The organism is Streptomyces sp. NPDC048643 (assembly GCF_040650615.1).
GTDB lineage: Bacteria > Actinomycetota > Actinomycetes > Streptomycetales > Streptomycetaceae > Streptomyces.
In genome coordinates this window covers 1-23,063 of sequence record NZ_JBEZHO010000025.1, presented here as the reverse complement: position 1 = coordinate 23,063, position 23,063 = coordinate 1, and the positions used below count along the sequence as shown (strand labels likewise).

At 72.1% G+C, this 23,063-nt stretch carries 21 protein-coding genes and 2 pseudogenes; 10 read left to right on the top strand and 13 right to left on the bottom strand.

Features of this window, described 5'->3' with window-relative positions; all coding sequences use genetic code 11:
• Positions 1 to 42: 42 nt before the first annotated feature.
• Positions 43 to 1,500: an amidohydrolase family protein gene (locus tag AB0C62_RS23875; protein ID WP_362976215.1), complete on the bottom strand. Its 1,458-nt coding sequence runs from the start codon at positions 1,498 to 1,500 to the stop codon at positions 43 to 45.
• Positions 1,501 to 1,631: 131 nt separating this feature from the next.
• On the opposite strand from AB0C62_RS23875, the gene AB0C62_RS23870 reads away from it, so the two are divergent.
• Complete coding sequence (locus tag AB0C62_RS23870) at positions 1,632 to 2,549, top strand: IclR family transcriptional regulator (RefSeq protein ID WP_362976213.1); 918 nt, start codon at positions 1,632 to 1,634, stop codon at positions 2,547 to 2,549.
• Here the strand turns inward: AB0C62_RS23870 and AB0C62_RS23865 are convergent.
• Positions 2,550 to 3,181, bottom strand: a pseudogene (locus AB0C62_RS23865) (acetoacetate--CoA ligase); the annotation flags it as partial.
• On the opposite strand from AB0C62_RS23865, the gene AB0C62_RS23860 reads away from it, so the two are divergent.
• Positions 3,181 to 3,438 (top strand): FCD domain-containing protein, encoded by a 258-nt coding sequence (locus AB0C62_RS23860; protein ID WP_362976375.1) that lies wholly within the window; start codon positions 3,181 to 3,183, stop codon positions 3,436 to 3,438. The pseudogene AB0C62_RS23865 and the gene AB0C62_RS23860 sit on opposite strands and share 1 nt — an antisense overlap.
• A 72-nt stretch (positions 3,439 to 3,510) precedes the next feature.
• Here AB0C62_RS23860 and AB0C62_RS23855 read toward each other — a convergent pair whose 3' ends face one another.
• Positions 3,511 to 4,098, bottom strand: a complete 588-nt coding sequence (locus AB0C62_RS23855; protein ID WP_362976211.1) for a TetR/AcrR family transcriptional regulator — start codon at positions 4,096 to 4,098, stop codon at positions 3,511 to 3,513.
• 121 nt (positions 4,099 to 4,219) lie between these two features.
• On the opposite strand from AB0C62_RS23855, the gene AB0C62_RS23850 reads away from it, so the two are divergent.
• The gene (locus tag AB0C62_RS23850; RefSeq protein ID WP_362976209.1) at positions 4,220 to 5,248 is read left to right on the top strand and encodes an NAD-dependent epimerase/dehydratase family protein; all 1,029 of its coding nucleotides are present in this window, start codon (positions 4,220 to 4,222) and stop codon (positions 5,246 to 5,248) included.
• Positions 5,249 to 5,328: 80 nt separating this feature from the next.
• Here AB0C62_RS23850 and AB0C62_RS23845 read toward each other — a convergent pair whose 3' ends face one another.
• The 3 genes from AB0C62_RS23845 to AB0C62_RS23835 form a co-directional block, all read right to left on the bottom strand.
• Positions 5,329 to 6,096, bottom strand: coding sequence for an LmeA family phospholipid-binding protein (locus AB0C62_RS23845; RefSeq protein ID WP_362976207.1), 768 nt, complete (start codon positions 6,094 to 6,096; stop codon positions 5,329 to 5,331).
• Positions 6,093 to 6,428, bottom strand: a complete 336-nt coding sequence (locus tag AB0C62_RS23840; RefSeq protein ID WP_362976205.1) for a hypothetical protein — start codon at positions 6,426 to 6,428, stop codon at positions 6,093 to 6,095. The genes AB0C62_RS23845 and AB0C62_RS23840 overlap by 4 nt, the downstream gene beginning before the upstream one ends.
• Positions 6,429 to 6,507: 79 nt before the next feature.
• Complete coding sequence (locus AB0C62_RS23835; protein ID WP_362976203.1) at positions 6,508 to 7,056, bottom strand: GNAT family protein; 549 nt, start codon at positions 7,054 to 7,056, stop codon at positions 6,508 to 6,510.
• A gap of 98 nt (positions 7,057 to 7,154) precedes the next feature.
• Here AB0C62_RS23835 and AB0C62_RS23830 point away from each other — a divergent pair, with 98 nt between their 5' ends.
• The 3 genes from AB0C62_RS23830 to AB0C62_RS23820 all read left to right on the top strand — a co-directional run bounded on the left by AB0C62_RS23830 (position 7,155) and on the right by AB0C62_RS23820 (position 9,395).
• The gene (locus AB0C62_RS23830; protein WP_362976201.1) at positions 7,155 to 7,589 is read left to right on the top strand and encodes an OsmC family protein; all 435 of its coding nucleotides are present in this window, start codon (positions 7,155 to 7,157) and stop codon (positions 7,587 to 7,589) included.
• Positions 7,590 to 7,728: 139 nt separating this feature from the next.
• Positions 7,729 to 8,193, top strand: coding sequence for an ATP-binding protein (locus AB0C62_RS23825; RefSeq protein ID WP_362976199.1), 465 nt, complete (start codon positions 7,729 to 7,731; stop codon positions 8,191 to 8,193).
• 260 nt (positions 8,194 to 8,453) lie between these two features.
• Positions 8,454 to 9,395: a hypothetical protein gene (locus tag AB0C62_RS23820; protein ID WP_362976197.1), complete on the top strand. Its 942-nt coding sequence runs from the start codon at positions 8,454 to 8,456 to the stop codon at positions 9,393 to 9,395.
• Between the two features lie 191 nt (positions 9,396 to 9,586).
• On the opposite strand, the gene AB0C62_RS23815 is transcribed toward AB0C62_RS23820, so the two are convergent.
• Positions 9,587 to 10,687 carry a hypothetical protein gene (locus AB0C62_RS23815; RefSeq protein ID WP_362976195.1) on the bottom strand — a complete coding sequence of 367 codons (1,101 nt, stop codon included), beginning with the start codon at positions 10,685 to 10,687 and terminating at the stop codon, positions 9,587 to 9,589.
• Between the two features lie 350 nt (positions 10,688 to 11,037).
• Here AB0C62_RS23815 and AB0C62_RS23810 point away from each other — a divergent pair, with 350 nt between their 5' ends.
• Complete coding sequence (locus AB0C62_RS23810; protein WP_362976193.1) at positions 11,038 to 11,391, top strand: hypothetical protein; 354 nt, start codon at positions 11,038 to 11,040, stop codon at positions 11,389 to 11,391.
• Positions 11,392 to 11,544: 153 nt separating this feature from the next.
• On the opposite strand, the gene AB0C62_RS23805 is transcribed toward AB0C62_RS23810, so the two are convergent.
• The 5 genes from AB0C62_RS23805 to AB0C62_RS23785 all read right to left on the bottom strand — a co-directional run bounded on the left by AB0C62_RS23805 (position 11,545) and on the right by AB0C62_RS23785 (position 20,977).
• Positions 11,545 to 14,088 (bottom strand): discoidin domain-containing protein, encoded by a 2,544-nt coding sequence (locus AB0C62_RS23805; protein WP_362976191.1) that lies wholly within the window; start codon positions 14,086 to 14,088, stop codon positions 11,545 to 11,547.
• Positions 14,089 to 14,466: 378 nt separating this feature from the next.
• Entirely contained in the window at positions 14,467 to 16,155 is a 1,689-nt protein-coding gene (locus AB0C62_RS23800) for a hypothetical protein (RefSeq protein ID WP_362976189.1), read from the bottom strand.
• Between the two features lie 107 nt (positions 16,156 to 16,262).
• Positions 16,263 to 18,539, bottom strand: coding sequence for a M4 family metallopeptidase (locus tag AB0C62_RS23795; RefSeq protein ID WP_362976187.1), 2,277 nt, complete (start codon positions 18,537 to 18,539; stop codon positions 16,263 to 16,265).
• 491 nt (positions 18,540 to 19,030) lie between these two features.
• The gene (locus tag AB0C62_RS23790) at positions 19,031 to 20,464 is read right to left on the bottom strand and encodes an MFS transporter (RefSeq protein WP_362976373.1); all 1,434 of its coding nucleotides are present in this window, start codon (positions 20,462 to 20,464) and stop codon (positions 19,031 to 19,033) included.
• Between the two features lie 339 nt (positions 20,465 to 20,803).
• Positions 20,804 to 20,977, bottom strand: a complete 174-nt coding sequence (locus tag AB0C62_RS23785) for a CsbD family protein (RefSeq protein WP_267049275.1) — start codon at positions 20,975 to 20,977, stop codon at positions 20,804 to 20,806.
• A gap of 216 nt (positions 20,978 to 21,193) precedes the next feature.
• Here AB0C62_RS23785 and AB0C62_RS23780 point away from each other — a divergent pair, with 216 nt between their 5' ends.
• The 3 genes from AB0C62_RS23780 (at position 21,194) to AB0C62_RS23770 (ending at position 22,790) form a co-directional block, all read left to right on the top strand.
• Complete coding sequence (locus tag AB0C62_RS23780; protein ID WP_362976185.1) at positions 21,194 to 21,757, top strand: DUF5709 domain-containing protein; 564 nt, start codon at positions 21,194 to 21,196, stop codon at positions 21,755 to 21,757.
• Between the two features lie 482 nt (positions 21,758 to 22,239).
• On the top strand, positions 22,240 to 22,419 hold the full coding sequence (locus tag AB0C62_RS23775) for a CsbD family protein (protein ID WP_362976183.1): 180 nt from the start codon (positions 22,240 to 22,242) through the stop codon (positions 22,417 to 22,419).
• A gap of 2 nt (positions 22,420 to 22,421) precedes the next feature.
• Positions 22,422 to 22,790 carry a low affinity iron permease family protein gene (locus AB0C62_RS23770; RefSeq protein WP_362976371.1) on the top strand — a complete coding sequence of 123 codons (369 nt, stop codon included), beginning with the start codon at positions 22,422 to 22,424 and terminating at the stop codon, positions 22,788 to 22,790.
• A 75-nt stretch (positions 22,791 to 22,865) separates the two neighbouring features.
• Here the strand turns inward: AB0C62_RS23770 and AB0C62_RS23765 are convergent.
• Positions 22,866 to 23,063: pseudogene (locus AB0C62_RS23765) on the bottom strand (carbohydrate ABC transporter permease); the annotation flags it as partial.

Sequence of the window (23,063 nt, the reverse complement as noted above, 5' to 3'; positions counted from 1 at the left end):
CGCGGGTGGGGTGCGGCCGGGCAACCGGCGGATCGTGGCCGGTCAGGCGCGGGCGGCGACACGCTCCTTGAGGGCGTCCAGGTCCGCCTTGTCGTAGTGGTGTCCGGCGCGCACCACCCCGGTGATGCGGTGCAGATGCTCGACGCTCTCCACGGGGTCGGCGTCCAGGAGGACGAGGTCGGCGCGCTTGCCGGGCTCGACGGTCCCCATGGTGTCGGTGGCGCCGAGGAACTCCGCCGCGCGGAGGGTGGTCATCTGCAGGACACGCAGCGGTGCGAGACCGGCGCGGGCCAGTTCGTCGAACTCGTGGTGCAGGGAGGCGCCCGGTACGACCCAGGCCGCTCCGGAGCAGTCGCTGCCGGCGAGCATCGGGACCCCGGCGTCGTCGAACAGCTTGGTCAGTTCCAGCTGGCGCCGGTAGACCGCGCGGAAGGTGTCGCGGGCCTCGGGCGGGAAACCGGCGAACTTCCGGGCCGCCGACTTCCAGGCGCGGACCGTGGCCTCGCCCATGAAGCGCAGATCGGGATCCTCGGCGAACGCCGGGTCGTCACACAGCTCCTGGGTCTTGACGCGGATCAGGGTCGGCACCTGCCAGGTGCCGTCGGCGACGAACCGCTCGGCCAGGGCGGCGGCCAGTCCGTCGTCGAAGGTGCGCACCGCGAGCCGCAGGTTCTCGATGTCCGCCGGCTTGGTGCGGTTGACCGGGTTGACGACGAGCTTCTTGACGACGCGCTCCATCACCCGTTCCATGAACGGGATCCTGAACGGCGGCACCTTCATCGGGGGCTGCCCGGCGGCGTTCGCGTGCACGTGCGTGCCGTCCGTGGAGCAGCACGCGAACAGGCCGACGCCCGGGCCGAGATGCTCGATGGACTTCATGCCGATCCGGGACGCCTTCGGAACGTCGATGCCGACGGGCAGGTGTCCGACGATGGGCAGTCCCAGGCGCAGCGCCTCGGCCTGGGCGGCGAAGAACACCTCGGGGGTGACCATGGCCGCCTTGATGAAGTCGGCGCCGGCCGCGTGTTGTTCGCGTACCGCGGCCACGGCCTGCTCGCCGGTGGCGGCGTTCACGGGCGTCAGCAGCAACGGGCCGGGCAGCGCCAGGAGGTCGGGCGAGGCGGCCGGGAAGGCGAGGGTTCCCGAGGCGCGCCTCTCCAGCAGGGCGAGCGAGCCCGACATCTGGCGGAAGCCCGTCACGCCGTGGGCCAGCAGGAGTTCGAGGTCGCGCGTCTCCTCCTGCGGACGTTGGCCGAGGGGGTGGGCGTGCATGTCCGCGTAGCCGGGGACGACGTACGTGCCGCAGGCGTCGACGGTGACCGGATCGGGTCCGTCCGCGACGGTGATGCCCGGACGCACATCGACGATCCGGTCCCCGCGGATCAGCACGTCGGTGCCGGGCGCGAGGGCTCCGTCCCGGGTGTCGACGACCGTCGTGTTCTGCAGCAGCACGACAGAGCGCCGCCGGGCAGCATCGTCCGTCGTGGGCGGTGGGGTCATGTCGGGTGCTCCCTTACTGGCGTGTGGCGGGCCCTCGGCGAGCCGTCCCTGTTGACGTCCGGCCGGTTCCACGTTAAGCAGGTGTTCCAGCGAATGGCAGGGCATGTGCCACTGAATGGAACGGAGATGCCGTGCGAGCAGCGGATCACTCCCCCGGTCTCTCGGGGCGTGGCGCGGCGACGCCCGCCGGGCACGCGGCGGTGGGGCGCGCTGCGGCGGGACAGGAGGCCCGGGGCCCGGGCGAGGGTCCGAAGGGCGAACCGCCGGCGACCGGGGCGCCGACGCGGGGGCGCAAGCCGCCGGTCGGTGAGGCGGTCGTCGACCGGGCGTTCACGCTGCTGCGCTCCTTCGACGCCGAGCACCGCGCCCAGCCGCTCGCCGAACTCGCCCGGCGGACGGGAACACCGCGCAGCAGCGCCCTGCGCATGGCCCGCAAGCTCGTCGAGGTGGGCGCGCTGGAGCGGCTCGACGACGGGCGGTACGTCGTCGGGCTGCGGCTGCTGGAGATCGCCTCGCTCGCTCCTCGCGGGCACGGGCTGCGCGCGGTCGCCATGCCGTTCATGGAGGACCTCTTCCATGTGACCGGCCAGCACGTGCTGCTGGCCGTGCGCGACGAGGCGGAGGCCCTCCTGGTGGAGCGGCTCTCCGCCCATGACGCCGACCCGGTCCGGTTCCGGGTGGGCGGACGGATGCCGCTGCCCACCACGGGGGTCGGTCTGGTCCTGCTGGCCCACGCGCCCGCCGAGGTGCGAGAGGCGGTGATCGGATCGTTCGAGGGCGGCGCCGGGGACGACGTGGTGCGGACACCCGCCGAGCTGCGGCGGGCGCTCGCCGAGATCCGGCGGGGTGACTATGCCGTCGGCAGCCAGAGCGCGCCACGGCCGTTGCTGACCGTGGCGGCGCCGGTGCGGGACGCGGAGGGCGTGGTCGCGGCGCTGTCCGTGGTGGTCCCCGGTACCGGCCCCGGCCCGGCCTCGTACGTCCCCGCCGTCCGCACCACCGCCCGGGCGATCTCGCGCCAGCTGGCGTCCGAGCGCCCGGCCGACTGATCAGGAACCGTCGGCCGTGGTCCGGGAGAAGCGGGTGACGTAGGCGAGGGCCGCCGGGTCGTCCACCGCCTCCCGGCCGGCGACCCGGCTCGGATCGGCGCCCTGGATCAGCCGCTTGACCGGGATCTCCAGCCCCTTGCCGGTGCGGGTGTGGGGGAGCGCGGGTACGGCGATGACCGCGTCGGGGACGGGCCGCGGCGAGGCCTGGGTGCGGATCGCCGCGGTGATCTCCGAGCGCCGGCATCGGTGAGGTCGTGTCCCGGCGCCATCACGACGAACAGCGGCAACCAGTAGCCCCCGTCGGTGAGTTCGGCCCCGATGACGAGGCTCTCGCGTACGCAGGCCGGCTCTTCGACCACGGCGTAGACGTCGGCGCTGCCGAGGCGCACCCCGTGCCGGTTGAGCGTGGAGTCCGACCGGCCCGAGGTGCGCCTCGGCAGCGACGTGCGGGTCACCCAGTCCCCGTGCCGCCACACCCCCGGGTAGGCCCCGAAGTAGGCGTCGCGGTACCGGGATCCGTCGGTGTCGCCCCAGAAGAAGAGCGGCATGGACGGCAGGGGGCGGGTGACGACCAGTTCCCCGATCTCGTCGAGCACGGCACGGCCGTCGGGGTCCCAGGCCTCCAGGGAGCCTGCTCGACGGCTGCGGCAACGACCGGCTGCTCTCGGTCGCCCTCTCGCTCCGGGACGCGGCGACGCTCTACCGCCGCCGGTCCGTGCCCGTCGGCCACGACTACGACCGTGACGTCGCCGGCGAGCATCGGGCGCGGGCCGACGCGGTCGTCGCCCGGGACGCCGCGACCGCCTCACGCACTCTCGCCGAGCACATCGACCGCACCCCCGCCTCACTGCGGGCGGTCGTCCAGAACGTGAGCGAACACGCGGGATGAGCCGGCGCGGCTGACGCTCCGGCCACCATCTCCCGCACTCCGGGCGGCAGTCGGCCGCCCGGGAGCCGCCCGTCAGGCCTCGCGGACCGCCGTTCCGGGAAGCGGCCGGCGCAGGCCGTCGACGATCAGGTCGAGGATCCGCACGGCCCGCACCTCGCCGCCGCGCGCCGGATCGAGCCGCCACAACACACTGAGCTGCAACAGGACGTCCTCGGGGTCCAGCCCCTCCTTCAGGGTGCCGTCCGCGGCTCCCGCGTCGAGCAGTACGGCGATGGCCCGCAGGAAGGGGTCGTAGTACTCGTCGTCGAGGCCGCCGCCCGCCGCGGCGTGGATGACCTCGGCGACGCCGTACTTCAACTGGCCGTACCGGGCGACCTCGTCGAACCACTCCCGCAGCGCCTCCAGCGGCGGCCGCGACGCCGCGAGCGCGGGCGCGAGGTCGATCAGGTGCTGGATGTCGTGCCGGTACAACTCGACGATCAGCGCCTCCCGGGTCGGGAAGTGCCGGTACAGCGTGCCGATGCCGACGCCCGCCCGTTTGGCGATGGCGGTGAGGGACGTACCGCTCGACTCGGCCAGCGCCTCACGGGCCACGGCGAGGATCCGCTGCCGGTTGTCGAGCGCGTCCCGCCGGGTCGGCTTCGAGTGCTGCGCGTTCACGAGTGATGGCCGTCCGTCCCGTACGAATTGATAAGCGGAGGCCCCTCCGGTAGCCTGTTCGTATCGGAGGGCCCTCCGTTTCATTTTCCCACACCACCGCCCACACCGTGGAGGACATGTCATGGCCGAGTTGGTTCTGGTCACCGGGGGCAGCGGCTACATCGCGGGCTGGTGCGTCGCCGAGCTCCTGGAACGGGGCTACGACGTACGGACGACCGTGCGGGATCCGGAGCGGGCGAAGAGCGTCACCGCCGCCGTGTCCACCGTCGTCGACCCCGCGGGGCGCCTCTCCTTCGCCGTCGCGGACCTCACCTCCGACGAGGGCTGGGACGCGGCACTGAAGGACGTCGACCACGTCCTGCACGTCGCCTCCCCCCTCGGGAACACCTCCGGAAGCGATCCCGACGCCCTGATCGCCCCCGCCCGCGACGGGGCCCTGCGCGTGCTGCGCGCGGCGACCGCGGCCGGCGTACGGCGCGTGGTGATGACGTCGGCGGCGAACGCCGCGAGCCCCTCGTCGTACGCCACCGAAGGCGTGACCGACGAGACGCTGTGGACCGACCCGGACGATCCGACCCTGATCCCCTACCGGCGCTCCAAGACCCTCGCCGAGCGCGCGGCCTGGGACTTCATGGACGACTACGACGGTCCGACCGAACTGACCACCGTGCTGCCCGGAGCCGTGTTCGGGCCGGTCCTGACGACGGAGAACCTCGGCTCCGTCGGCATCGTCGCGCGGATGCTCTCCGGCGAGATGCGCGGCATCCCGCGGATCGGACTGGAGATCGTCGACGTCCGCGATCTCGTCGACGTGCACATCCGGGCCATGACGTCCCCGGCGGCCGCGGGCCAACGCTTCCTCGCCACCGGGGAGTTCGTCTGGATGGCGGAGATGGCGCAGACCCTGCGCGAGGAACTCGGCGCGGCCGCCGGCCGGGTGTCCACGCGGGTCGTCCCGGACTTCGTCGTGCGCCTGGTGGCCCGGTTCAAGGACCGGTCGCTGCGGGACATCACCCCGGCCCTCGGCCGGCGCAACCGCCACAGCACCGAGAAGGCGCGCACCCTCCTCGGCTGGCAGCCCCGTCCGGCCCGCACGACGGTGGTGGACTGCGCCCGGAGCCTCATCGCCCACGACGCGGTCCGCGCCTGAACCGGGGACACCCCCTGTCCCCGCCAGGAGGGTGCCGGAGTCCCGAGGACTCCGGCGGCCGGCACACGGCGCGACCGCGGTCAGCCGTCGATCCGGCCCCCGCCGGAGGCACAGGCGGACGTCGTCGACGCCTTCCCGGCCTGCGCCTCGAGACCTCCGGACGCCACCTTGAAGTCCAGGACGAGACCGTCGGCGCCGGCGTGGGCGCCGGTCAGCGTGGCTCCGTCGGGAAGCTTCTCGATGTCGACGGTGCGCGGCTTCAGCTTGTCCGCGAACCGACCCGCGCCCGGCAGCGCGGAGAGCGCCGACACCGGCACGTCACGGCCGAGGATCCGGACCGTCGCGGGGGCGATCGTGAGGCTGTGCGTCGTGGTGGTCAGTTTCGTCACGACCGTGACGGGCATCCCGGTGCCGCCCGCCGTGCCGCTGAGCGTGAGGTGCGTACCGTCCGTCCCGGTCTTCAGTCCCTGCGCCCCGGCCGTGCTCTTCGCGTCGGCGGTCTTGTCGAGGGCCCCGTACGCGATGGTCGCGGTGGCGGTTCCCCCGGCGGAGGAACCGCCGGTCGACACGCCACGCAGGTACACGTCGACGTCCATGTCGGTGCCCTGGCGGCGTACCCCCTCGGCGCCGACGTGGACGGTGCCGACCGTGCCGGTGAGCGCCTTGAGTCCGGCGAGGGTGTCGTCCAGGTCGACCTGCACCCCCCGCGTCGCACCGAGACGGCACGCGGCGGTCTCCGCGACCCGGCCCCGCACCTGGTGCTCCACGACGAGGTCGGTGGTGACGGCTCCCGCGACGGCGGCGGTCAGGCATGTCGCGGTGATGACGACGCGACGGCGATGGCTCACGAGCTGGTGGCTCCGATCAGGGAGAGGAAGGTGAACGCCCGCGGGAGCAGGCGGTCGGGTTGCGCGGGGATCCCGGCGCTACGACGGTTCCGCAGTGTCCGCAGGACGGCGCGGGGCGCCGGCAGCGCGCAGTTGGCGATCACGGCGGACCGCGGGTCGGCGTCCGGCGCTCCCTCCGAGAGGCGTTCCAAAACGGGTTCGGTGAGGCGCTGCTCGGACTGCTGGAACTGCCGGGACAGACCCTCGCGCGCCTGCTCCCGGATCTCCCCGAAGGGATGCGCCGGCGCGGTCGCGCAGGCCGGGCCGCTCGCTTCCCTCAGGCATGGAGCCACCCTCACCACCGGCGCCGGGTCTGTCAATTGTCAGCTCTGCCATTTCAGCAGGTGAGAGTGCACCTCGCGGGCGGCCGGGTCAGGGCGTGGGGACCGCGCCGCCGGGCTTCAGGAGTCCGCCCACCCACCAGTCGTGCGGTTCGCCGTCGACCTTGCTGCGGTTGCGCAGCGTTCCCTCGACGGTGAAGCCGAGGCGCTCGGCGAGCGCGCGCGACGGGGTGTTCCCGACCATCGCCCACCATTCGAGCCGGTGGGCGTCGAGTGCGTCGAAGCCCCAGTCGCACAGGGCGCGCGCCGCTTCCAGCGCGTACCCCTTGCCGCGCTGCTCCTTGTCCGCCCAGTAGCCGAGTTCGTAGACGCCCTCGAAGAGCCTCGTCAGGCAGAACGACCCGACCAGGGCCGCGGTGTCGGCACGGAACGCCCCGAGAATGTGGTCACGGTCCTCGGCCCAGCCCCGCGCCGCGACGTCCTCGACGTACTTCTCCGCGTCCTCGCGGCGGTACGGCGTGGGCGCCGGCGTGTAGTGCTGGATGTCGGCGTCCTGACAGGCCGCGTACACGGCGTCCGCGTCCGAGGCGACGAACGCCCTCAGGACGAGCCGCTCGGTCTTCAGGGTCACGGGTTCCATGCGGGGAGTATGGGTGGCGCCCGAAGGACCCTTCCAATGATTTTCCCGACCGTCGCGACCTGAGGCGCTCCCGGCGCCGGGACCTTAGGCTCGGACCCATGAGTGACAACGATCAGCGGCTCGTCACCGTCGAGCGGACCGGGGCCGGGCGGTTCGCCGCGACGAACACGCGGGGTGGGACCATCTCGTTCGGCACGGGGGCAGAGGGGGACGACTCGTTCACCCCCGTCGAGCTGCTGCTCGCCGCCATCGGCGGCTGTACCGCGGTGGACGTCGACGTGGCGACGACCCGGCACGCGGAGCCCGAGCGGTTCACCGTCACGGTGACCGGCAACAAGATCACCGACGAGCTGGGGAACCGGCTGACCGACCTCGCGGTCGCCTTCGCCGTGGCGTTCGGCGACGGAGAGTCCGCCGACCGTGCCCGTGCGATCCTCCCCCGCGCGGTCAAGACCTCCCACGACCGGCTCTGCACGGTCAGCCGCACCATCGAGGTGGGCACTCCCGTCGAGGCGACGGTCACGGACGTCTGACCTGGCGGGGACGAGGGGGGAGCCGCGAAACGACGTGCGGGAGAGGATCGCGCGAGGGGGTGGAGTGAAGCGTGGTTTTCGGGGAAGGCGCCCGTATGTCGGAGCGGGCGGACGCAGGACGGAACACATGGGCCGATCGGTGAGTGAAGCGGAACAGCGGAAGCGACGGGGTGCGCTGATCGAGGCGTCCGTCGCGTACGACGGCGACTCCGCGTGCATAGCTGAGGCGCGGGCGTTCGCCCGTGACTTCCTGACCCAGGTGCAGGCCGTCGCCGGACTGCCCGTCTCGGGCCGGGTGATGGGCATGGTGCCCCTGGTCGTCAGCGAGCTGGTGACGAACGCGGTCAAGTACGCGGGCGGCCCCTGCCTGTTGTCCCTCGAGGTGGACCAGGGCGCCGTACGGGCGACGGTGTGGGACTCCGACCCGACGCTTCCGGTGGCCCGTGCCGCCGACGTGGGCCGGGTCGGACAGCACGGCCTGGAGATCGTCATGGGTGTGTGCCAGGCCTTCGAGGTGCACCGCGAACCGGTCGGCAAGCGCATCACCGCGGTCGTGGTGCTGGCCGACGCCCCCGGCAGCGACGTGACACAGCCCGTCGCCTGATCCCGGGTCCCCCACCGCACACCCGGACCCGCACCGCCCGGCGCCGAGGCCGTCGGCCGGCGCCGTGAGCCGAGCGCCTTCACCGGTGACGCATCCCGGTGGAGCACGCGCCCCCGGGTCGCCCGACGCTGCCACGTGCGACGCCGCCGCGGAACGTCCGAACAGCCGTGACGACATCGTGTCGCGACTCCGAACGCGACGTGCGGGAGAATGACGAGTTCGACCATCTCTTCCAGGCGAGAAATACGGGGGGTTCCCACGTGCGGCAGGCAGGTGTACTCGACGTCGGGTGTCACAGCGCGTTGCTCACCGTCGCGCGCCGTCGCGGCGGGACCGACATGGAACCGGTGCTGTCCCGCAAGGTACGGCTCCAGCTCCACGAGACCCTCGACGCCCACGGACGCCTGGACAAGACAGGCGTCCGCAGCGTCCAGTTGGCCGTCGCCGAGACACTCGCCGAGGACGGCGAGAGCCTGCCGGACGTGTACGCGTTCGCCACCTCCGTGATCCGTGACGCACCCAACCGCGAGGAGGTCCTCGCCCAGGTGGCACGCGCCACCGGTACCCGGCTGCGGGTGCTGTCCGGCGAGGAGGAGGCCCGGCTGGCGTACGTCGCCGCACGCCACTGGGCGGGCGCGAAGACCGGCTCGCTGCTGGTCCTCGACATCGGCGGCGGCACGGTGGAGATCGCCTCCGGCACCGCGAGACAGCCGCGCACCACGCTCTCGCTCCCCCTCGGAGCCCGCACCGTCACCCGCGAATGGAAACTCGGCGAGGCCGTGTCGTCGAAGCGGCGGCTGGCCGAGGTCCGCGACCACCTGGGCGACCGTCTCGCCGCGGTGGCCGACCTGCCGCAGGCCGATCCGGACGGACGCGTCCTGGCCTGTTCCAAGACCTTCACCCAGCTCGCCCGCTACACCAGCGCCGGCCGCCCCCGTCCGCTCGCCCAACAGCGGCTGACCATCGACGAGGTACGGGCCGCGGTGCGCGTCCTCGCCAAGCAGGGGTCCGCCGGCCGGAGCAGGCTGCCCGGCATCTCGCGCCACCGGGCCGGACAGTCCCTGGCCGGTGCCCTGGTCGCCGAGGCCCTGATGGACGCGTGCCGTGCCACGAGCGTGGAGATCTCCCCCTGGTCCACCCGCGAGGGCCTCCTCCTGGAGCGCCTCGGGGCGCTGCGCAGCAAGGGATCCGCCCGTCGCTGAGCCCGGGGGCCGCGTTCGGTGAGCGTGCCGGTCCCGGCACCGGGCGCACTCGTACCGGGCGCCGTCGTAGCGAGTCGGCACGTATCGCCGGTGGTCCTGTCCGGTCGGCGCTGTCCGGGGTGGCCCGCCCGGCGAGCGGAGCGCTGATCACTCGCCGGGCGGGCCGTTCACCGGCTGCCGCTGTCAGCCGGTCAGCGGGCCGCTCGGTCGGCGTCCACGCTCGCCCGTCGCGGTGCGGGGCGGCGGGCGTTCCGGCCGGTGGCCAGGGCCACGAGTAGCGCGGCCAGCGCCACGAGCGCCGTGGCCGCCGAGGCGGCACCGGCCGCCCACGGTGGTGCGGCCGCGATGTCCAACGCCTGGGACAGGGACGTGGAGTGGAGCCGGCCTTCGAGGAGTTCGACGGCGGCGAGGGCCGCCGGCACCAGGACGGCGGCGACGAGCAGGGGCACCGCGCCACGCAGCAGCAGGGCCGCCGCGAGCAGGAGGCACAGCGCGAACACGGCCACGCCGAAGCCCTGGACGGGCAGCGTCGCGCCGTCGTGGCGCAGCGGCAGGTACATCGCGCCGCACACGACGAGGGCGACGGCCGCCACGCGGCGCGGCCAGTCCGGGGGTGCGGCGGTCCTCACGGGATCACGCTCCCCACGTGTCCTGGCGGCGCGTTCGGCGCGCTCCCGCGGTGCGTCACGGTCCTGTCCGGTCGCGGGCCACGCGGTCGGACCGCCGGTCTCCGTGGCCGAAGACGGCGGCGTCGGTGTCGCTGTCGCGTCGGAGCGGTCGTGCTCGGGGTCGTCGGCGGGCGCGTCGTCCTGGCGGGCACGCTCGTCGGACAACCGGCCGATGAGTTCGACGAGTTCCTCGACGGGGCGGTGCGCGGCGACGGCGCGGACGGCCTCCTCCGCGCAGTGGGACTCGACCGACGGGCTGTGCAGCAGCGCCATGAGGCGGCTGACGTCCTCGACGGGGCGGGACTCGGCCGCCGAGCGGATCACCTCGTCCGCGCTGTCGGGGTTGCGGGGCGGGCTGGCCAGCTCGGCCACGAGCCGGCCGACGTCGTCGACGGGGCGGTCCACCGCCACGGCCCTGAGCGCGTCGACGGCGGCACGGGCGTGGTCCGGTGACTGTTCCAGCAGCGTGATGAGCTGGATGACCTCTTCCAGGGGCCGATCGGCGACTGCCGCGTGCACCAGGCCCTCGAACGGGTCGGGGTGGGGCGGCGCGGGCGGGGTGTCGTGGGTGTCGAGGGATATGCCGGAACGGTCCGGGGCGGGAGAGGAAAGGGGGGTGCTCATCTTCTTTGCTCCAAATACTTGCTGCGGCCGCGCAGGCGACGCACGGTGCGACCGCTCTCCGGTCCCCGAATTCCGTTCGCGGCCCGCTGCCCATTACTAGGGGTGCCCGTGGCCGCCCGCCACTCGGACGGGGCATCGGTGTGAGGCTCCGGTCACCCGCTCGGCCGTACGGTCCGGAGCCCGCCCGGAGCGTCGTCGCGTCCCTCGTGAACGCTCGTGACGTGCGGAGGGCGGGAACAAACCCCGGCCCACCGACGCTGATTCGGACAGCTGACGGGAACCGGTGGACGGGGTCCCACCTCGGACGGTGGACCGGCCGACGGGACTGTTCGTGGAAAGGCGTGAGAGCGATGACGAGGTTCGGACAGGGGCGAGCGGACGGGGTGAGGGCGGCGGACGCGCCACTGGTGACGTCCTGCGGCCGAAGGATCGCCGTGAAGGAACTGCGGCTGTTCTCCCCGGACCGGCCGGTCGGGCGCGTCACGTTGGACGTGGGCCCCGATCAGGGCGACGAGCACGGGGCGTGGGCCTCGCTCACCCCGGCCGAGGCGCGTGAACTGGCCCGCCGCCTCGTGGCGCACGCCGCACTCGTGGAGCCGGTCGGTCCGCCCGACCACGAGGGCGCCCGGACCCACGACGACCCCTTCGACAGCGTTCCGGACAGGGTCCCGGCCCGCCCCGGACGGCTGAGCCGCCCGTTCTGAGACACCGGGAGCCGTGGGCGTACCCCTCGCATGAGTGAGGTGCCGGCGCCGGGCGCTCGGAAACGCGATGCGGGTGCCGGGTTCCCCTCCGAGGAGGGGAACCCGGCACCCGCGACGTGTCAGGCGGTGCCGTCGGCCGTCAGGCCGTCACGGTCACGGGAACTGCGTGATCTTCGAGGGGACGGTGTCCGTCCCCGACGTGGGTGCACCGGTGTTGTTGACGACGTGGGCGTACTGGCCCTTGCCGCCCAGGGAGATCACCAGGATGTCGTGCAGCTTGATCCCTGTCTTGACCGGCACCTGGAAGCCGTGTGCCTGCACGATGGACGGGTCCGAGGTGAAGTTGCAGTAACTTCCCAGGCCCCAAGCCTCGTGCACGTTGACGGAGTCGGCGACCTTGTAGGCCGCGTATCCGACGATGCCGTCATGGGTGATGGCGGCGGAGTTCGGCACGTCGTACGCCTTCTCGTTCTGGAAGAAGATCGTGCGTCCGCGTTCGCCGTTCCACAACACGTCGTACTTGTTGAAGTGTTCGACGAACAGACCGGTGGTGAGGACGTCGTCACCGTTGACCACGAGGCCGTAGTCGGCCCGGTTGGTCTCCCAGCCGACGCCTTCGCCGTGGTCGGCGCGCCAGAGCCAGGTGTGGTCGACGACGACGTCGTCGCTGTTGACCACGACGGAGTTGGTGGCGAGGCCGGGGCCGGCACCACCGATGCGCACGAACACGTCCTGCATGGTCGTGGGGTTGGCGGCGTGGTCGGCGGAGCTGTTGGCCGGGCCGATCTGCAGCAGCGTGTTGGAGTTGGAGCGCCCGGCGTCGATGAGGAACCCGGCGAGCCTGACTCCGTCGACGTCCGCCACGTGCATGGCGTCGACGCCGTTGTCCGGAATGATGGTCGCCAGACCGAGACCGAGGACGACGGTGTTCGCCCGGGTCACGTTGATGGTCTGGTCGAGGTGGTAGACGCCCGGGGTGAACAGCAGGTTCAGACCCTGGGCGAGGGCGGTGTTGATGGTCGCCGCGGTCGCGCCGGGCTTGACCACGTAGAACTGGTCCAGCGGAATCGACGAACCGGGCGTGTTGGGCCAGGAGACGCCGCGCGCGTTGGTGCGCTTGGAGGGCACGAACACCTTGTACGCGTTGCCGTCCAGGTAGAGGTACGGCTTCTCGCGCGAGACGGGGGTGTTGTCCAGGGTGGTGTACGGGCCGGAGTCGAAGTTGGTGGCCGGGGCTCCCTGCACGCCGGAGAACGTCATGTTCCAGACGCCGTTGGTCCAGCCGCCGACGGAGCTGTCCCGGGTGTACCACTGCTGCTGGGAGTACGGGCCGACCGTACCGTCGATCTTGGAGTCGGCGATGTAGCCGCCGGAGGCCCAACCGTAGCCGTTCGGGGCGAGATTGAGGCCGCCCTGCACGTGGATACGGCGGAAGGGGGCCGCCTGGGCCACCGCCCAGCGGTCGGTGCCGTTGGAGGGCGTGATCGACAGGTTCTCCGCCGAACGCCAGAAGTTCTGGGTCGCGTTGCCGTTGAACCAGCCCGCGTCGACGGTGATGTCACCGTTGATGTGGACGTCGTCGGGGTTGAGGCCGAGGCCCGAGACCGATGTGTAGAAGCCGACCTGGGCGTTGATCCCGTTGTAGGTGCCGGGCTTCATCAGGAACTGGTAGCGGCCGGTGCCGAACTGGTTCGACTCCTGCTGCGCGAAGACCTGGTCGAACTTGGCCTGGAGGTTGGGCGTCGAGGGGTCGACGACGATCACGTTGGGGCCGAGGTCGCCGCCGCCCTGCACGGGTCCGCTGCCGCCGCCTGTACCGGTGTGGACGGCCACCTCCCAGAGCGAGTATCCGTATCCGGTGCCACGGGTCGTCCCGTTGATCCGGACGTAGCGGCCCTGGCCGGAGACGTCGTAGGACGTCGAGCCGGCGGTGCCGTCGGTGACGGACTTGAGCGTGGTCCAGCTCTGTCCGTCCGCGGAGGCCTGGATCTGGAAGGTCTTGCCGTACGCGGCCTCCCAGTTGAGGTCGACGCGGCACAGGTCCTTCGACGATCCGAGGTCGACCTGGATCCACTGCGGGTCGGAGGCCGCGCTGGACCAGCGGGTGCCGGTGTTGCCGTCGAACGCGGCCGACGCCGGGGTGCCGGCGTTCTCGGTGGAGGAGGCGCTCGCCGTCTTGCCCTGGGCGGCGTTGGCCGTGTCACAGCCCGCGGGCGGGGTGGTGCCGCCGCTGCCGAACACCTGGAACTCCCAGAGGGAGTAGCCGTACTGGGTGGCGCGGTGGACGCCGTACATCCGGACGTACCGGCCCTGGCCGGAGACGTCGAGGCTGTCGGTGCCGCCGTCGCCGCCGTTCACGGACTTGATGTCGGTCCAGGTGTTCCCGTCCGGGGACGTCTGGATCTTGTAGTCGGTGCCGTACGCGGCCTCCCAGTTGAGGACGACCTTGGTGATGGTGGCCGAGGAGCCGAGGTCCACCTGGAGCCACTGGGTGTCCAGGGCGGCGGAGGACCATCGGGTGGCGGTGTTGCCGTCGACGGCGTTGGCGGCTGCGGTGCCCGCGTTCTCGTCGGAGGACGACGTGGCCGTCTTGCCCTGGGACAGCGGCAGGTCGGCCGCGGCGGCCGGGCTTTGCAGGGGCAGGGTGACGAGCGCGGCCATGGCGGCGAGCGCGACACCCAAGGATCTCAGTTTCATGCCGTGACTCCATGCGGGTGGGGTGACGAGCGGAGCGGACGCACGGGAATGAGGACGCAGGAGCGAGTTCCGCCCCGTGCGACCGGTGAGCGTGAACCAGCCCTGGGAGGCGCTTAGTTCACGGTTTGATTTAAGTAATGAACCATTGGGGTGGCAAGAGCCGTGACGCGAGTTTCTTCAACTCGCTTTCACAGCGGCCTGATCGGCGCACCACCCCGAACGGCGTGACCTGGAGGGAGGCGCCGGGGGCGGACCGGGCGCGACGGGAGTCCTGTCAAGGCTTGAAGGCGCGACCGCGCCCGAGGTGCCGCCGCGCGTCTTCGCGGGCAGCGGAGAGGACCGCCAAAGGTGCTTCCTCGAAAGGTGCTTGACGCTCGGTCAGCAGCAGCCGTGTTCCGCCGCGCCGGTGGCGGAGGTGATCGCCGATGTCTCCCGGCGACAGAAGCAGGACGCCTCGATCCGTACGTCCGCCTGCGCGAGCGCCGTCCTCAGCTGCTGCCCCACGATCTGCGCCTCCCCCGTCCTGCCGAGCCTGACCAGGCACTCGTGGAACCCGTGCAGGGCCCAGACGTTGCCGGGGTGCTGGGAGGGGCGGGGCAGTGTGTCGTCGATGCCGAGGTCGGCGCGGTAGACGGCTTCCGCCTCCGCCACCCGGCCCTGTTCGAGCAGCAGGGCGCCGTAGGCGTGCCGGGTGGGCTGCATCCAGCCCCACGGCTCGTCGTAGGGAAGGCCGTCGTCCAGGGCGATCGAGCGCTCCAGCGCGGCGAACGCGGCGTCGTGGTCGCCCTTGCGGTAGGCCAGTTCGCCGTCGAGCATCTCCGACGCGATCGCGAGGATGTCGGCACAGGTGTTGTTGAAGAGCATGCGGGTCCCGGGGACCCGGGTGACCGCTTCGCGGAACCGTTCGCGCTCTGTCTCCGCCTCGGCGACACGGCCGGTGGCGGACAGGGCGACACCGCGCGCGTAGTGGAGCATCGCCGTGGTCACGCAGTGGAGCCGGGGGTCCGCGGGCAGCGGCAGGCGCAGGATGTCGTCCCAGCGGCCGAACCGGATCAGCACGTGGACCCGCATGGCGAGGAACCCCTCCAGCCAGTCCGCCATGGGCGGGCTCTGCACGCGCAACAGTTCCTCGGGGATGGAGGCTTCGAGCTGCGTGGCGGTCTCCAGGGCGGTCCTCGACCGGCCGAGGAACATCGCTCCGTAGATCCGGAAGTGGTAGTTGTGCGAGCGGTACAGGGTGTAGAAGTTCATCGCGCCGGCCCGCGCACGGTACTTCTCGTCCGCGGCGATCGCGGTGCCGTTGTCCGCCACCACCCGCCGGTAGTCGCCGCACAGCACGTCCAGATGCGTGGGCATGTGCTGGAGATGACCCGCGTCGGGCACGAGACCGCGCAGCCGGTCCGCGACGGGCAGCGCGGTCTCGGGCGTGGGAGACATCTCCATCAGGTGGATGTACAGGTGCAGGAGCCCCGGGTGCCGCTCCCCCGCCTCGGTGGCGAGTGCCCGTTCCAGCACCGCCCTCGCCTCGGCCGTCCGGGCGCCCTCGGCCGGTTCACCGGTGCGCAGGTCCCACAGCTGCCAGGGGGTGAGGTTCATCAGCGCGTCGGCGTGGAGGGCGGCGATGTCGAGGTCGTCGGGGGCGCCTTCGTACACGGCGCGCATGGCGTCCGCGTAGGGCGCGTTCCACACCGAGCAGTCCTCGACGGGTTCCGCGCGCGGGTGGCGCAGCTCCAGCGCGCCGATCAGGGCCTGTTCGGCCGGGGTCGCGGTTTCCGCCTTCGCGCGCGCGAACCGCACGGCGGCGTGTGTGCGCTCGACCGTACGGGTCAGCTCGTCGCCGTCGAAGAACTCCCACGGCTTGTTGTAGTTGGGCCCCAGGGCGTAGGCGATGCCCCAGTACGCCATCGCGCAGTCGGGATCGGCCGCCGCGGCGGCCTCGAAGCAGGAGACGGCCTCCTCGTGGTGGAAGGCGTAGGACCACACCAGGCCGCGGTCGAACCACTGTTGGGCCTCGGGCGACGTGGTCGTCACCGGACGACTGTGGGTGCCGAGGTCGTAGTAGTCCATCCCGCGCTCCTCAGACTGCTGCCGAAAGGGTGCCGTCCTCTCCATCGTGGGGCATCCGGGGAGCGTCCCGCCGCCGAAACGACGGGACGCTTGCGTGGGCCTCGGTGTCAGGGCGTGATCCGCCACTGCTGGATGTAGCCCACGTCGATCGAGGCGAGGTCCCGGACGCGCAGCTTCCAGGTGCCGTCGACCGGCTGGGCCGAGGCGTCCACCGTGAACGTCTGGTCCACATTGTCGGCGGAGCCCCCGCTGCGGTTCAGCAGCGAGTACACCGTGCCGTCGGGGCCGACCAGGTCGACCGTCAGGTCACCCCGGTAGGTGTGCACGATGTCGACGTAGACCTCCGTGGTGGCCGAGGCGTTGCCGGGGCGGCCCGTGATGGTGACGGGCGACTCGACCGCCGCTCCCAGGTCGGGGATGTCCACGCGGGTGCTGTTGGCGTACACGTACGCGACGCGCCACGTGAAGCCCACCGAGACGGTGGCGCCGGTGCTGTCGGTCACGGTGACGGTGGTGTCGCTGGTCCCGGTGGTGGTGGGGACCCCGGAGACCAGACCGGCGGCGCTGATGGTCAGCCCGTCCGGCAGGCCGGTGGCGGTGTAGGTCAGGCTCGCGTCGGCGTTGGTGGTGTACGCGTCGACCTGGAGCGAGACGTCCTGGCCGACCCCGGAGGTCTGGTCGGCGATCGGGGCGATGTTGACGCCCAGAGCGATGCGGTCACCGACGTCGATGCCGGCCCAGGCGTCGGCGACGCCGAGGTAGGTGGCGCTGTAGGCGCCGAAGAGGTCGGCCGCGGCCTGCAGGGTGGCGGCCCTGGCACCCGCGTAGTTGGTCGTCGACGTCATGTACGTGGTCAGCGCGCGGTACCAGATGCGGGAGGCGTTCTCGATGCCGACGCCGGTGACCGGGAGCCCGTCGGCGGTCGGGCTGTCGTAGGCGACGCCGTTGACGGTCTTCGCGCCGCTCCCCTCGGAGAGCAGGTAGAAGAAGTGGTTCGCGGGGCCCGAGGAGTAGTGGACGTCGATGCCGCCCAGCGAGGAGTCCCAGTAGTCGCGGGAGGAACCGTCCCGGGAGGGCTTGTCCATGTAGCGCAGCGGCGTGCCGTTGCCGCGAATGTCGATCTTCTCGCCGACGAGGTAGTCGGGAACGTCCGCCGCGAGGTTCGAGTGGAACTCCACGGCCGCGGCGAAGATGTCCGACGTCGCCTCGTTGAGGCCGCCGGACTCTCCCGAGTAGGTCAGGTTGGCGGTGGCGCTGGTGACGCCGTGGCTCATCTCGTGGGCCGCCACGTCCAGTGCCGTCAGCGGGTGGGTGTTGCTCGCGCCGTCGCCGTACGTCATGCAGAAGCAGCTGTCGGACCAGAACGCGTTGACGTAGTTGTTGCCGTAGTGGGCCCGGCTGTACGCGGCGACGCCGTCGTTGCGGATGCCGTTGCGGCCGAAGACGTCCTTGTAGTAGTCCCAGGTCGCGGCGGCGCCGTAGGCGACGTCGACGCCGGCGGTCTGCCGGTCGGACTGGGTTCCGTCCCCCCAGACATCGTTGTCGTCGGTGTAGAGCGTCCCGGTGCCGGTCGTCCCCTGGTTGAGGTCGTAGGTGCGGTGTGCCGCCCGGTCCGCGTCGACGAGTTGGTACGTCGAGCCGGAGGGTGTCGTGGAGAGCGGGACCGTGCCGCTGTACTGGCCGGTGCCCGTGCCCGTGTGGACGTCCTCGTACCGGGAGGCGACCTTGCCGGTCGACGCGTCGGTGACGACGTGCAGCGCGCTCGGCGTGCCGTCGTGCTGGACCCCTTCGACCACGGACTCCCAGGCCAGCACCGGCCGGCCCTCGGCGGCCCACACCACGAGCCGCGGCGCCCCGTCGACAGCCGAGTGTCCGACGGCCGCCTTCCCGCTCACGGAGAGGGCCTTCGCCCTGGCGTCGGCGGCGGACCTGCGGGGTGTGGTGCTCGGCACGGTGATGGTGGAGCGGGTGGCCTCGGACACGGTGGTCCGGCCGCCCTTCAGGTGGACGACCAGGTCGCCGCCGAGCACCGGTAGTCCGGCGTACGTCCGTTCGTACCGCGTGTGGATCGTGCCGTCGGCGTCCTGGACGACGTCCTTGACGACGAGCTTCTCCCGGGCGCCGAGTCCGAGTCGGCGCGCGGTGGCGCCCGCGTCGGCCGTGGCGTTCTTGACGAGGGCCGTGCGCCGCGCGGGCGACAGCGGGACCTGGGCGGCGGCCGCCCGGGGCTTGGCGGTGATCCGCGTGGTGGCGGGGCCGGGGTCCGCCGGGGCGGCGGACGCCGAGCCCGGCTGGAGGGCGAGGGCGAGCAGTGAGCCGGCGGCGGTGAGGGCGAGAGCGGCGGCACGTCTGCGTCGACGCGCGGAACCATGGTTCCCGTTCAAGGTCGTCTCCTTCTGCGGGGGTGGCCCGGGGGGGGCGCCCGGGCTGCCGGACCGGCAGGTGGGGCCGGTCCGGGGGCGGGGGCGGGAAGGAGCGCCGCACGACGGACCGCACGAGGACACACGCGGTTTCGGCGGCGCGTGGAGCGTGAAGGTGCGCGAGCACGGGTGGGGGTGGTGGTGGGGACGAGAGATGTGGGGGTGTGAACGAAGCGTGAACGTTCGCCAGCAGAGTGACATCAGCCCGGTTGTCTTGTCATGGAGATGACAAGACAACGGCTGGAATTGACCATGACCCGCTGGGCGTTCGTCACCCGCGCCAGACCTTTTCGGCCGCTGTGCGTCCGCTGTGAGCGGGGCGATCGTGGTGGCGGGTCCGGCGACGGGTTCCGGCTGCGGGTGACGGGGGCGGACCGGCGCCTGGCGCGGAAGTGTGCGGTACGCCGCACCGGCCGGTCCGGAACGCGGTCACCCGGCGCCCGGAGACGTCTGCCTCAGGGCTGACTCGCGTGCGTGTGACCGTGGGACCACTCGGGCGGGCAGGGCGGCTGCTCCTGATCGGGTTTGCGGTCGCGCAGCCAGTCGTACACGGCGAGGGCGAACGCGCAGAGGATGGCCAGCGTCCCGGATCCGACGGCGATGAAGACGGCGGACCGGTAGTCGTGGTGCCCCGTGCCGAGCACCATGTAGAAGAGGCCCGGCAGTGCGGCCGTCCCGACGGCGCCGCCCAGGCGTTGCGCCGTCTGGAGGGCTCCGCCGGCCGCTCCCGCCATCCGTACGGGCACGTCCCGCAGGGTCATCGTGACGTTGGGCGAGATCACGCAGCCGCTGCCCAGGCCGCCGACGAACAGGGCCGGAGCCGCCCACCAGACGGCGCTGTCCGCGGGGCCGAAGCGCAGGATCAGCACGGCGCCGCCGAGTCCGAGGGCGACACCCGCGAGGCCCCAGACCGTCAGCAGCCGTCCGAACCGCTCCACCAGGCGGCCGGCGATCACCGCGGCCGTGGCCGAACCGATGGCGAACGGCGTCACCGCAAGTCCCGAGCGCAACGGGGAGAAACCCTCGCCGTCCTGGAAGTACAGGGCGAACACCAGCCACACCCCGCTGAACCCCACGAAGTACAGGGCCGCGATGGTGGCACCGGCGGCATAGCCCCGCGTGCTGGTCACCAGGCGCGGGTCCAGCAGCGGCTGCCCGCCGCCCGCCGCGAGACGCCGTTCCCAGCGGGCGAACGCCACGAGCAGGATCAGCCCGACGAGGAAGAGCCACCACCTTTTCCGTACGCCGCCCGACTCGGCCATCACCAGCGGCAGCATCATCGCGAGCACCCCGCAGCCGAGCAGCAGCACCCCCGGCAGGTCGAGCCGTCCTCTGCGCCCCGGGGCGACCTTGGGCAGCATGCGCATTCCCAGCAGGAAGGCGACGGCGCCGACGGGCACGTTCACGTAGAAGATCCAGCGCCAGCCGCCGGGGCCGTCCGCGAGTTTCAGGATGAGCCCGCCGACGACGGGGCCGACCGCGCTGGAGATGCCGACGGTGGCGCCGAAGAGACCGAAGGCCCGACCGCGCTCGGCTCCGCGGAACATCTGCTGGATGAGGGCGGAGTTCTGCGGCGCGAGGCAGCCGGCCGCCACACCCTGCGCCAGTCGGGCCACGACGAGCAGGGTGATGTTCGGTGCGGCGCCCGCCCCCGCGCTGCACAGGACGAACGCGGCGAGCGCCCACAGGAAGATGCGCCGTCTGCCGATCGCGTCGCCGAGCCGTCCGGCCGTGACGAGGACCAGGGCGAAGGTGAGGGCGTACCCGGAGACGACCCACTGGATGGACGGGGCCGAGGCGTGCAGGTCCCGCTGCATGGAGGGCAGGGCGACGGCGACGATCGTGACGTCGAGCAGGCTCATGAACCCGGCGGCCAGCGTCACCCACAGGGCGTGCCACCGCCGCGGATCGGCTCCCTCGGCCGCCCCCTTCGAACTGTCTCCTCGTCCTCCGTCTGACCGCGTGTGCCGTGCTCCCACGCCGGGGGCTCCTCTCCGCCGCTCCCCACCATCTTCGGTCCGCTCGGCGGTCCGGCAACAGGAACAGCGCGTACGGCCGCTCCTGTCCCGTCGTCGGCGGCGCCGACGGTGTCCTCATCGGTGGACGCACGCCGGTGGGGCCCGTTCCGAGGAACGGGCCCCACCTGGTTCGGCCCGACGGCTGCGCCGACTCTGCCGGCCGAGCGCCGGACGGCCGTCGCGCGGCCCGGCGCCGGAGCCGTCCCGGCGTCAGTGCTTGAAGGCGTCCTTCGTCTTCTCCTTGGCCTGACGCGCGTCGCCCTTCGCCTTCTCGGCGCGGCCCTCGGCGGTCATCCGCTCGTTGCCCACGGCGCGCCCGGCGGCCTCCTTGGTCTTGCCCTTGGCCTGTTCCATCTTGGCCTTGGCCTTCTGGTCACCAGCCACAACTGCTCACTTCCCCATCAGGATCGACATCAGTTGTTGGAAGGTCGGGTGACCGCCCAGGCCCGGATCAAACGTGAGGACTTCGGATCGCCACCCGCCAGGCGGTCACTCTCCGTGTCGTCGCGCCGTTCCGGCGTGCCGGAACGGGTGGGCTGGGCGAGCCTGGGTACGCGGGGCGATGACATACATCGAACCATCCGGGAGGTCGCTGACGACATGGGCAGCCAGAGCGAGGACGACACCATGGGTGACGAGGTCTACCAGCCGGAAGGCCTCGACGACCGCGAGGACGAGGGCATCCTGGACGCGGAGGACACCCTGGAGGACCGCGGCGCCGACCCCTACGACGAGGGGTGGTCGCCACCCGAGCGCCCTCTTGGCGTGGAACACCAGGGCACCACGGAGCGTGAACAGCGCGAAGGCGAGACGCTCGACGAGCGGCTCGCCGAGGAGCGTCTGGACCCCGCGCTGGAGGAGCCCGACGCCGACGACGACGGCGTGGGCGATCTGGAGGGCGGGGACGGCGAACCGCTGGACGACGAGGTGGGCGCGGAGCGCGCCGGCCGCCTCGTGTCGTACGACGGGGACGCCCTGGAGGACGCCGAGAACGACATGCTCGCCGAGGACGTCGGAATCGACGGTGCCGCGGCCTCCGCGGAGGAGGCGGCCGTCCACCTGGTCCCGGACGACGTCCCCGAGGACGCGGTGGACGAGGACCTCCGCGAGGCCCAGCGGGACGAGGTCCGCCGGCTGCGTAACGAGACCGACACCGCTCCCTGATCCGCCCCCGCCGGCGCCCGGACACGACACGAGGGCCCGGATCCCCTGTACGGGATCCGCGCCCTCGTCGTACGAAGCCCGGGTGCCGGCGGTGGTCAGTCCTCGCCCCGGACTATGTTCCCCTCGGGGGCGGACCGGTCCTGGAGGGCCGTCCGCTCGGTGGTCGCAGGAACACAGGTCTGCGGACCACTCCCCCGACGGCGCGCCTCGGCCCACTCCGTCTCGGTCCGAATGATGGTCCTGCTGCTGCTCGTGCTCCTGCTGTCCGCGGTCACGACGCTCATCTTCCTTCTGTTTGGGCCCGTTCGGGACCGGACTTCCCTGCGGCTCTGGGCTTTCCCTACCGGGTCCCCGCCGACGGCGCGGAGAAACCCGGCCGTTGCCCGCGAGAACCGGACACCGGCCGGTTTGCGCGGCCGTCCGCGGGCCAGACGGTGGGTAACGCCGCAGCGCGGCACGGAGCCCCCGAGAGGACGACGACGATGAGGTTCAAGGGCAACGCGAAGGTGAGACAGCTCAAGGGGAAGGTCACGGAGTCCGTCGGCAAGGCCATGGGCGACCCGTCCGTCCGCCGGGCCGGGCGCCGTGAGCAACTGCGGGGCAGGGCACAGGAGATGACACAGACGGCGACGGACCGCGTACGCAAGTGGACCAAGCGCTGACCATGGTTCTCCAGCATCCCGCCGACCGTGGCGGCGACGACCGCGGCAGGTTCGAGCGGCTCGCCGAGTCCGCGTCGCGCTTCACCAGTTCGCCGGTCTTCTTCGCGATCTGCGTCGTGCTGGTGTCGCTCACGATCGCCGTGCACTTCGCCGGGCTCTCCCTGGAGTGGCTGCTGCTCGCCGGTGACGCGATGACGACGGTGACGCTGCTGCTCCTCGCCCTTCTGAAGAACTCCGAACTGCGGGGCGAGCGGGCTCTCCAGCGCAAGCTGGACGCCATCGCCGCGGCACTGCTCGAGGCGCAGGAGGGCGTACCCGGCGCGGCGCACAAGAACCTCAGGAGCGTGATCCGCATGGAGGACGAGACCTGAGGCCCCGGAGGCTTCGTACGAGGGGACCCGCACAACACCTGTGCGGGTCCCCTCGTTGACGAAGTCCTCCTGCTCTCAGCCCTTGTTGGCGCCGAGGGTCAGGCCGCTGACGAACTGGCGCTGGAGCGCGAAGTACACGATCAGCGTCGGGATCGCGGTGAGCAGCGCGCCGGCGGCGACCAGGTTGGGGTCGGTGAAGTACTGCCCGGAGAGGTTGTTCAGGGCCGAGGTGATCGGCATGTTCTCCCCGGTCGAGATGAGGACGATGGCCCA

Coding starts and splice junctions, on each gene's coding strand:
- AB0C62_RS23775 (WP_362976183.1), top strand. CDS start 22,240: ATGAGGTTCAAGGGCAACGCGAAGGTGAGACAGCTCAAGGGGAAGGTC.
- AB0C62_RS23815 (WP_362976195.1), bottom strand. CDS start 10,687: ATGAGCACCCCCCTTTCCTCTCCCGCCCCGGACCGTTCCGGCATATCC.
- AB0C62_RS23810 (WP_362976193.1), top strand. CDS start 11,038: ATGACGAGGTTCGGACAGGGGCGAGCGGACGGGGTGAGGGCGGCGGAC.
- AB0C62_RS23875 (WP_362976215.1), bottom strand. CDS start 1,500: ATGACCCCACCGCCCACGACGGACGATGCTGCCCGGCGGCGCTCTGTC.
- AB0C62_RS23850 (WP_362976209.1), top strand. CDS start 4,220: ATGGCCGAGTTGGTTCTGGTCACCGGGGGCAGCGGCTACATCGCGGGC.
- AB0C62_RS23780 (WP_362976185.1), top strand. CDS start 21,194: ATGGGCAGCCAGAGCGAGGACGACACCATGGGTGACGAGGTCTACCAG.
- AB0C62_RS23800 (WP_362976189.1), bottom strand. CDS start 16,155: ATGGACTACTACGACCTCGGCACCCACAGTCGTCCGGTGACGACCACG.
- AB0C62_RS23805 (WP_362976191.1), bottom strand. CDS start 14,088: ATGAAACTGAGATCCTTGGGTGTCGCGCTCGCCGCCATGGCCGCGCTC.
- AB0C62_RS23830 (WP_362976201.1), top strand. CDS start 7,155: ATGAGTGACAACGATCAGCGGCTCGTCACCGTCGAGCGGACCGGGGCC.
- AB0C62_RS23835 (WP_362976203.1), bottom strand. CDS start 7,056: ATGGAACCCGTGACCCTGAAGACCGAGCGGCTCGTCCTGAGGGCGTTC.
- AB0C62_RS23770 (WP_362976371.1), top strand. CDS start 22,422: ATGGTTCTCCAGCATCCCGCCGACCGTGGCGGCGACGACCGCGGCAGG.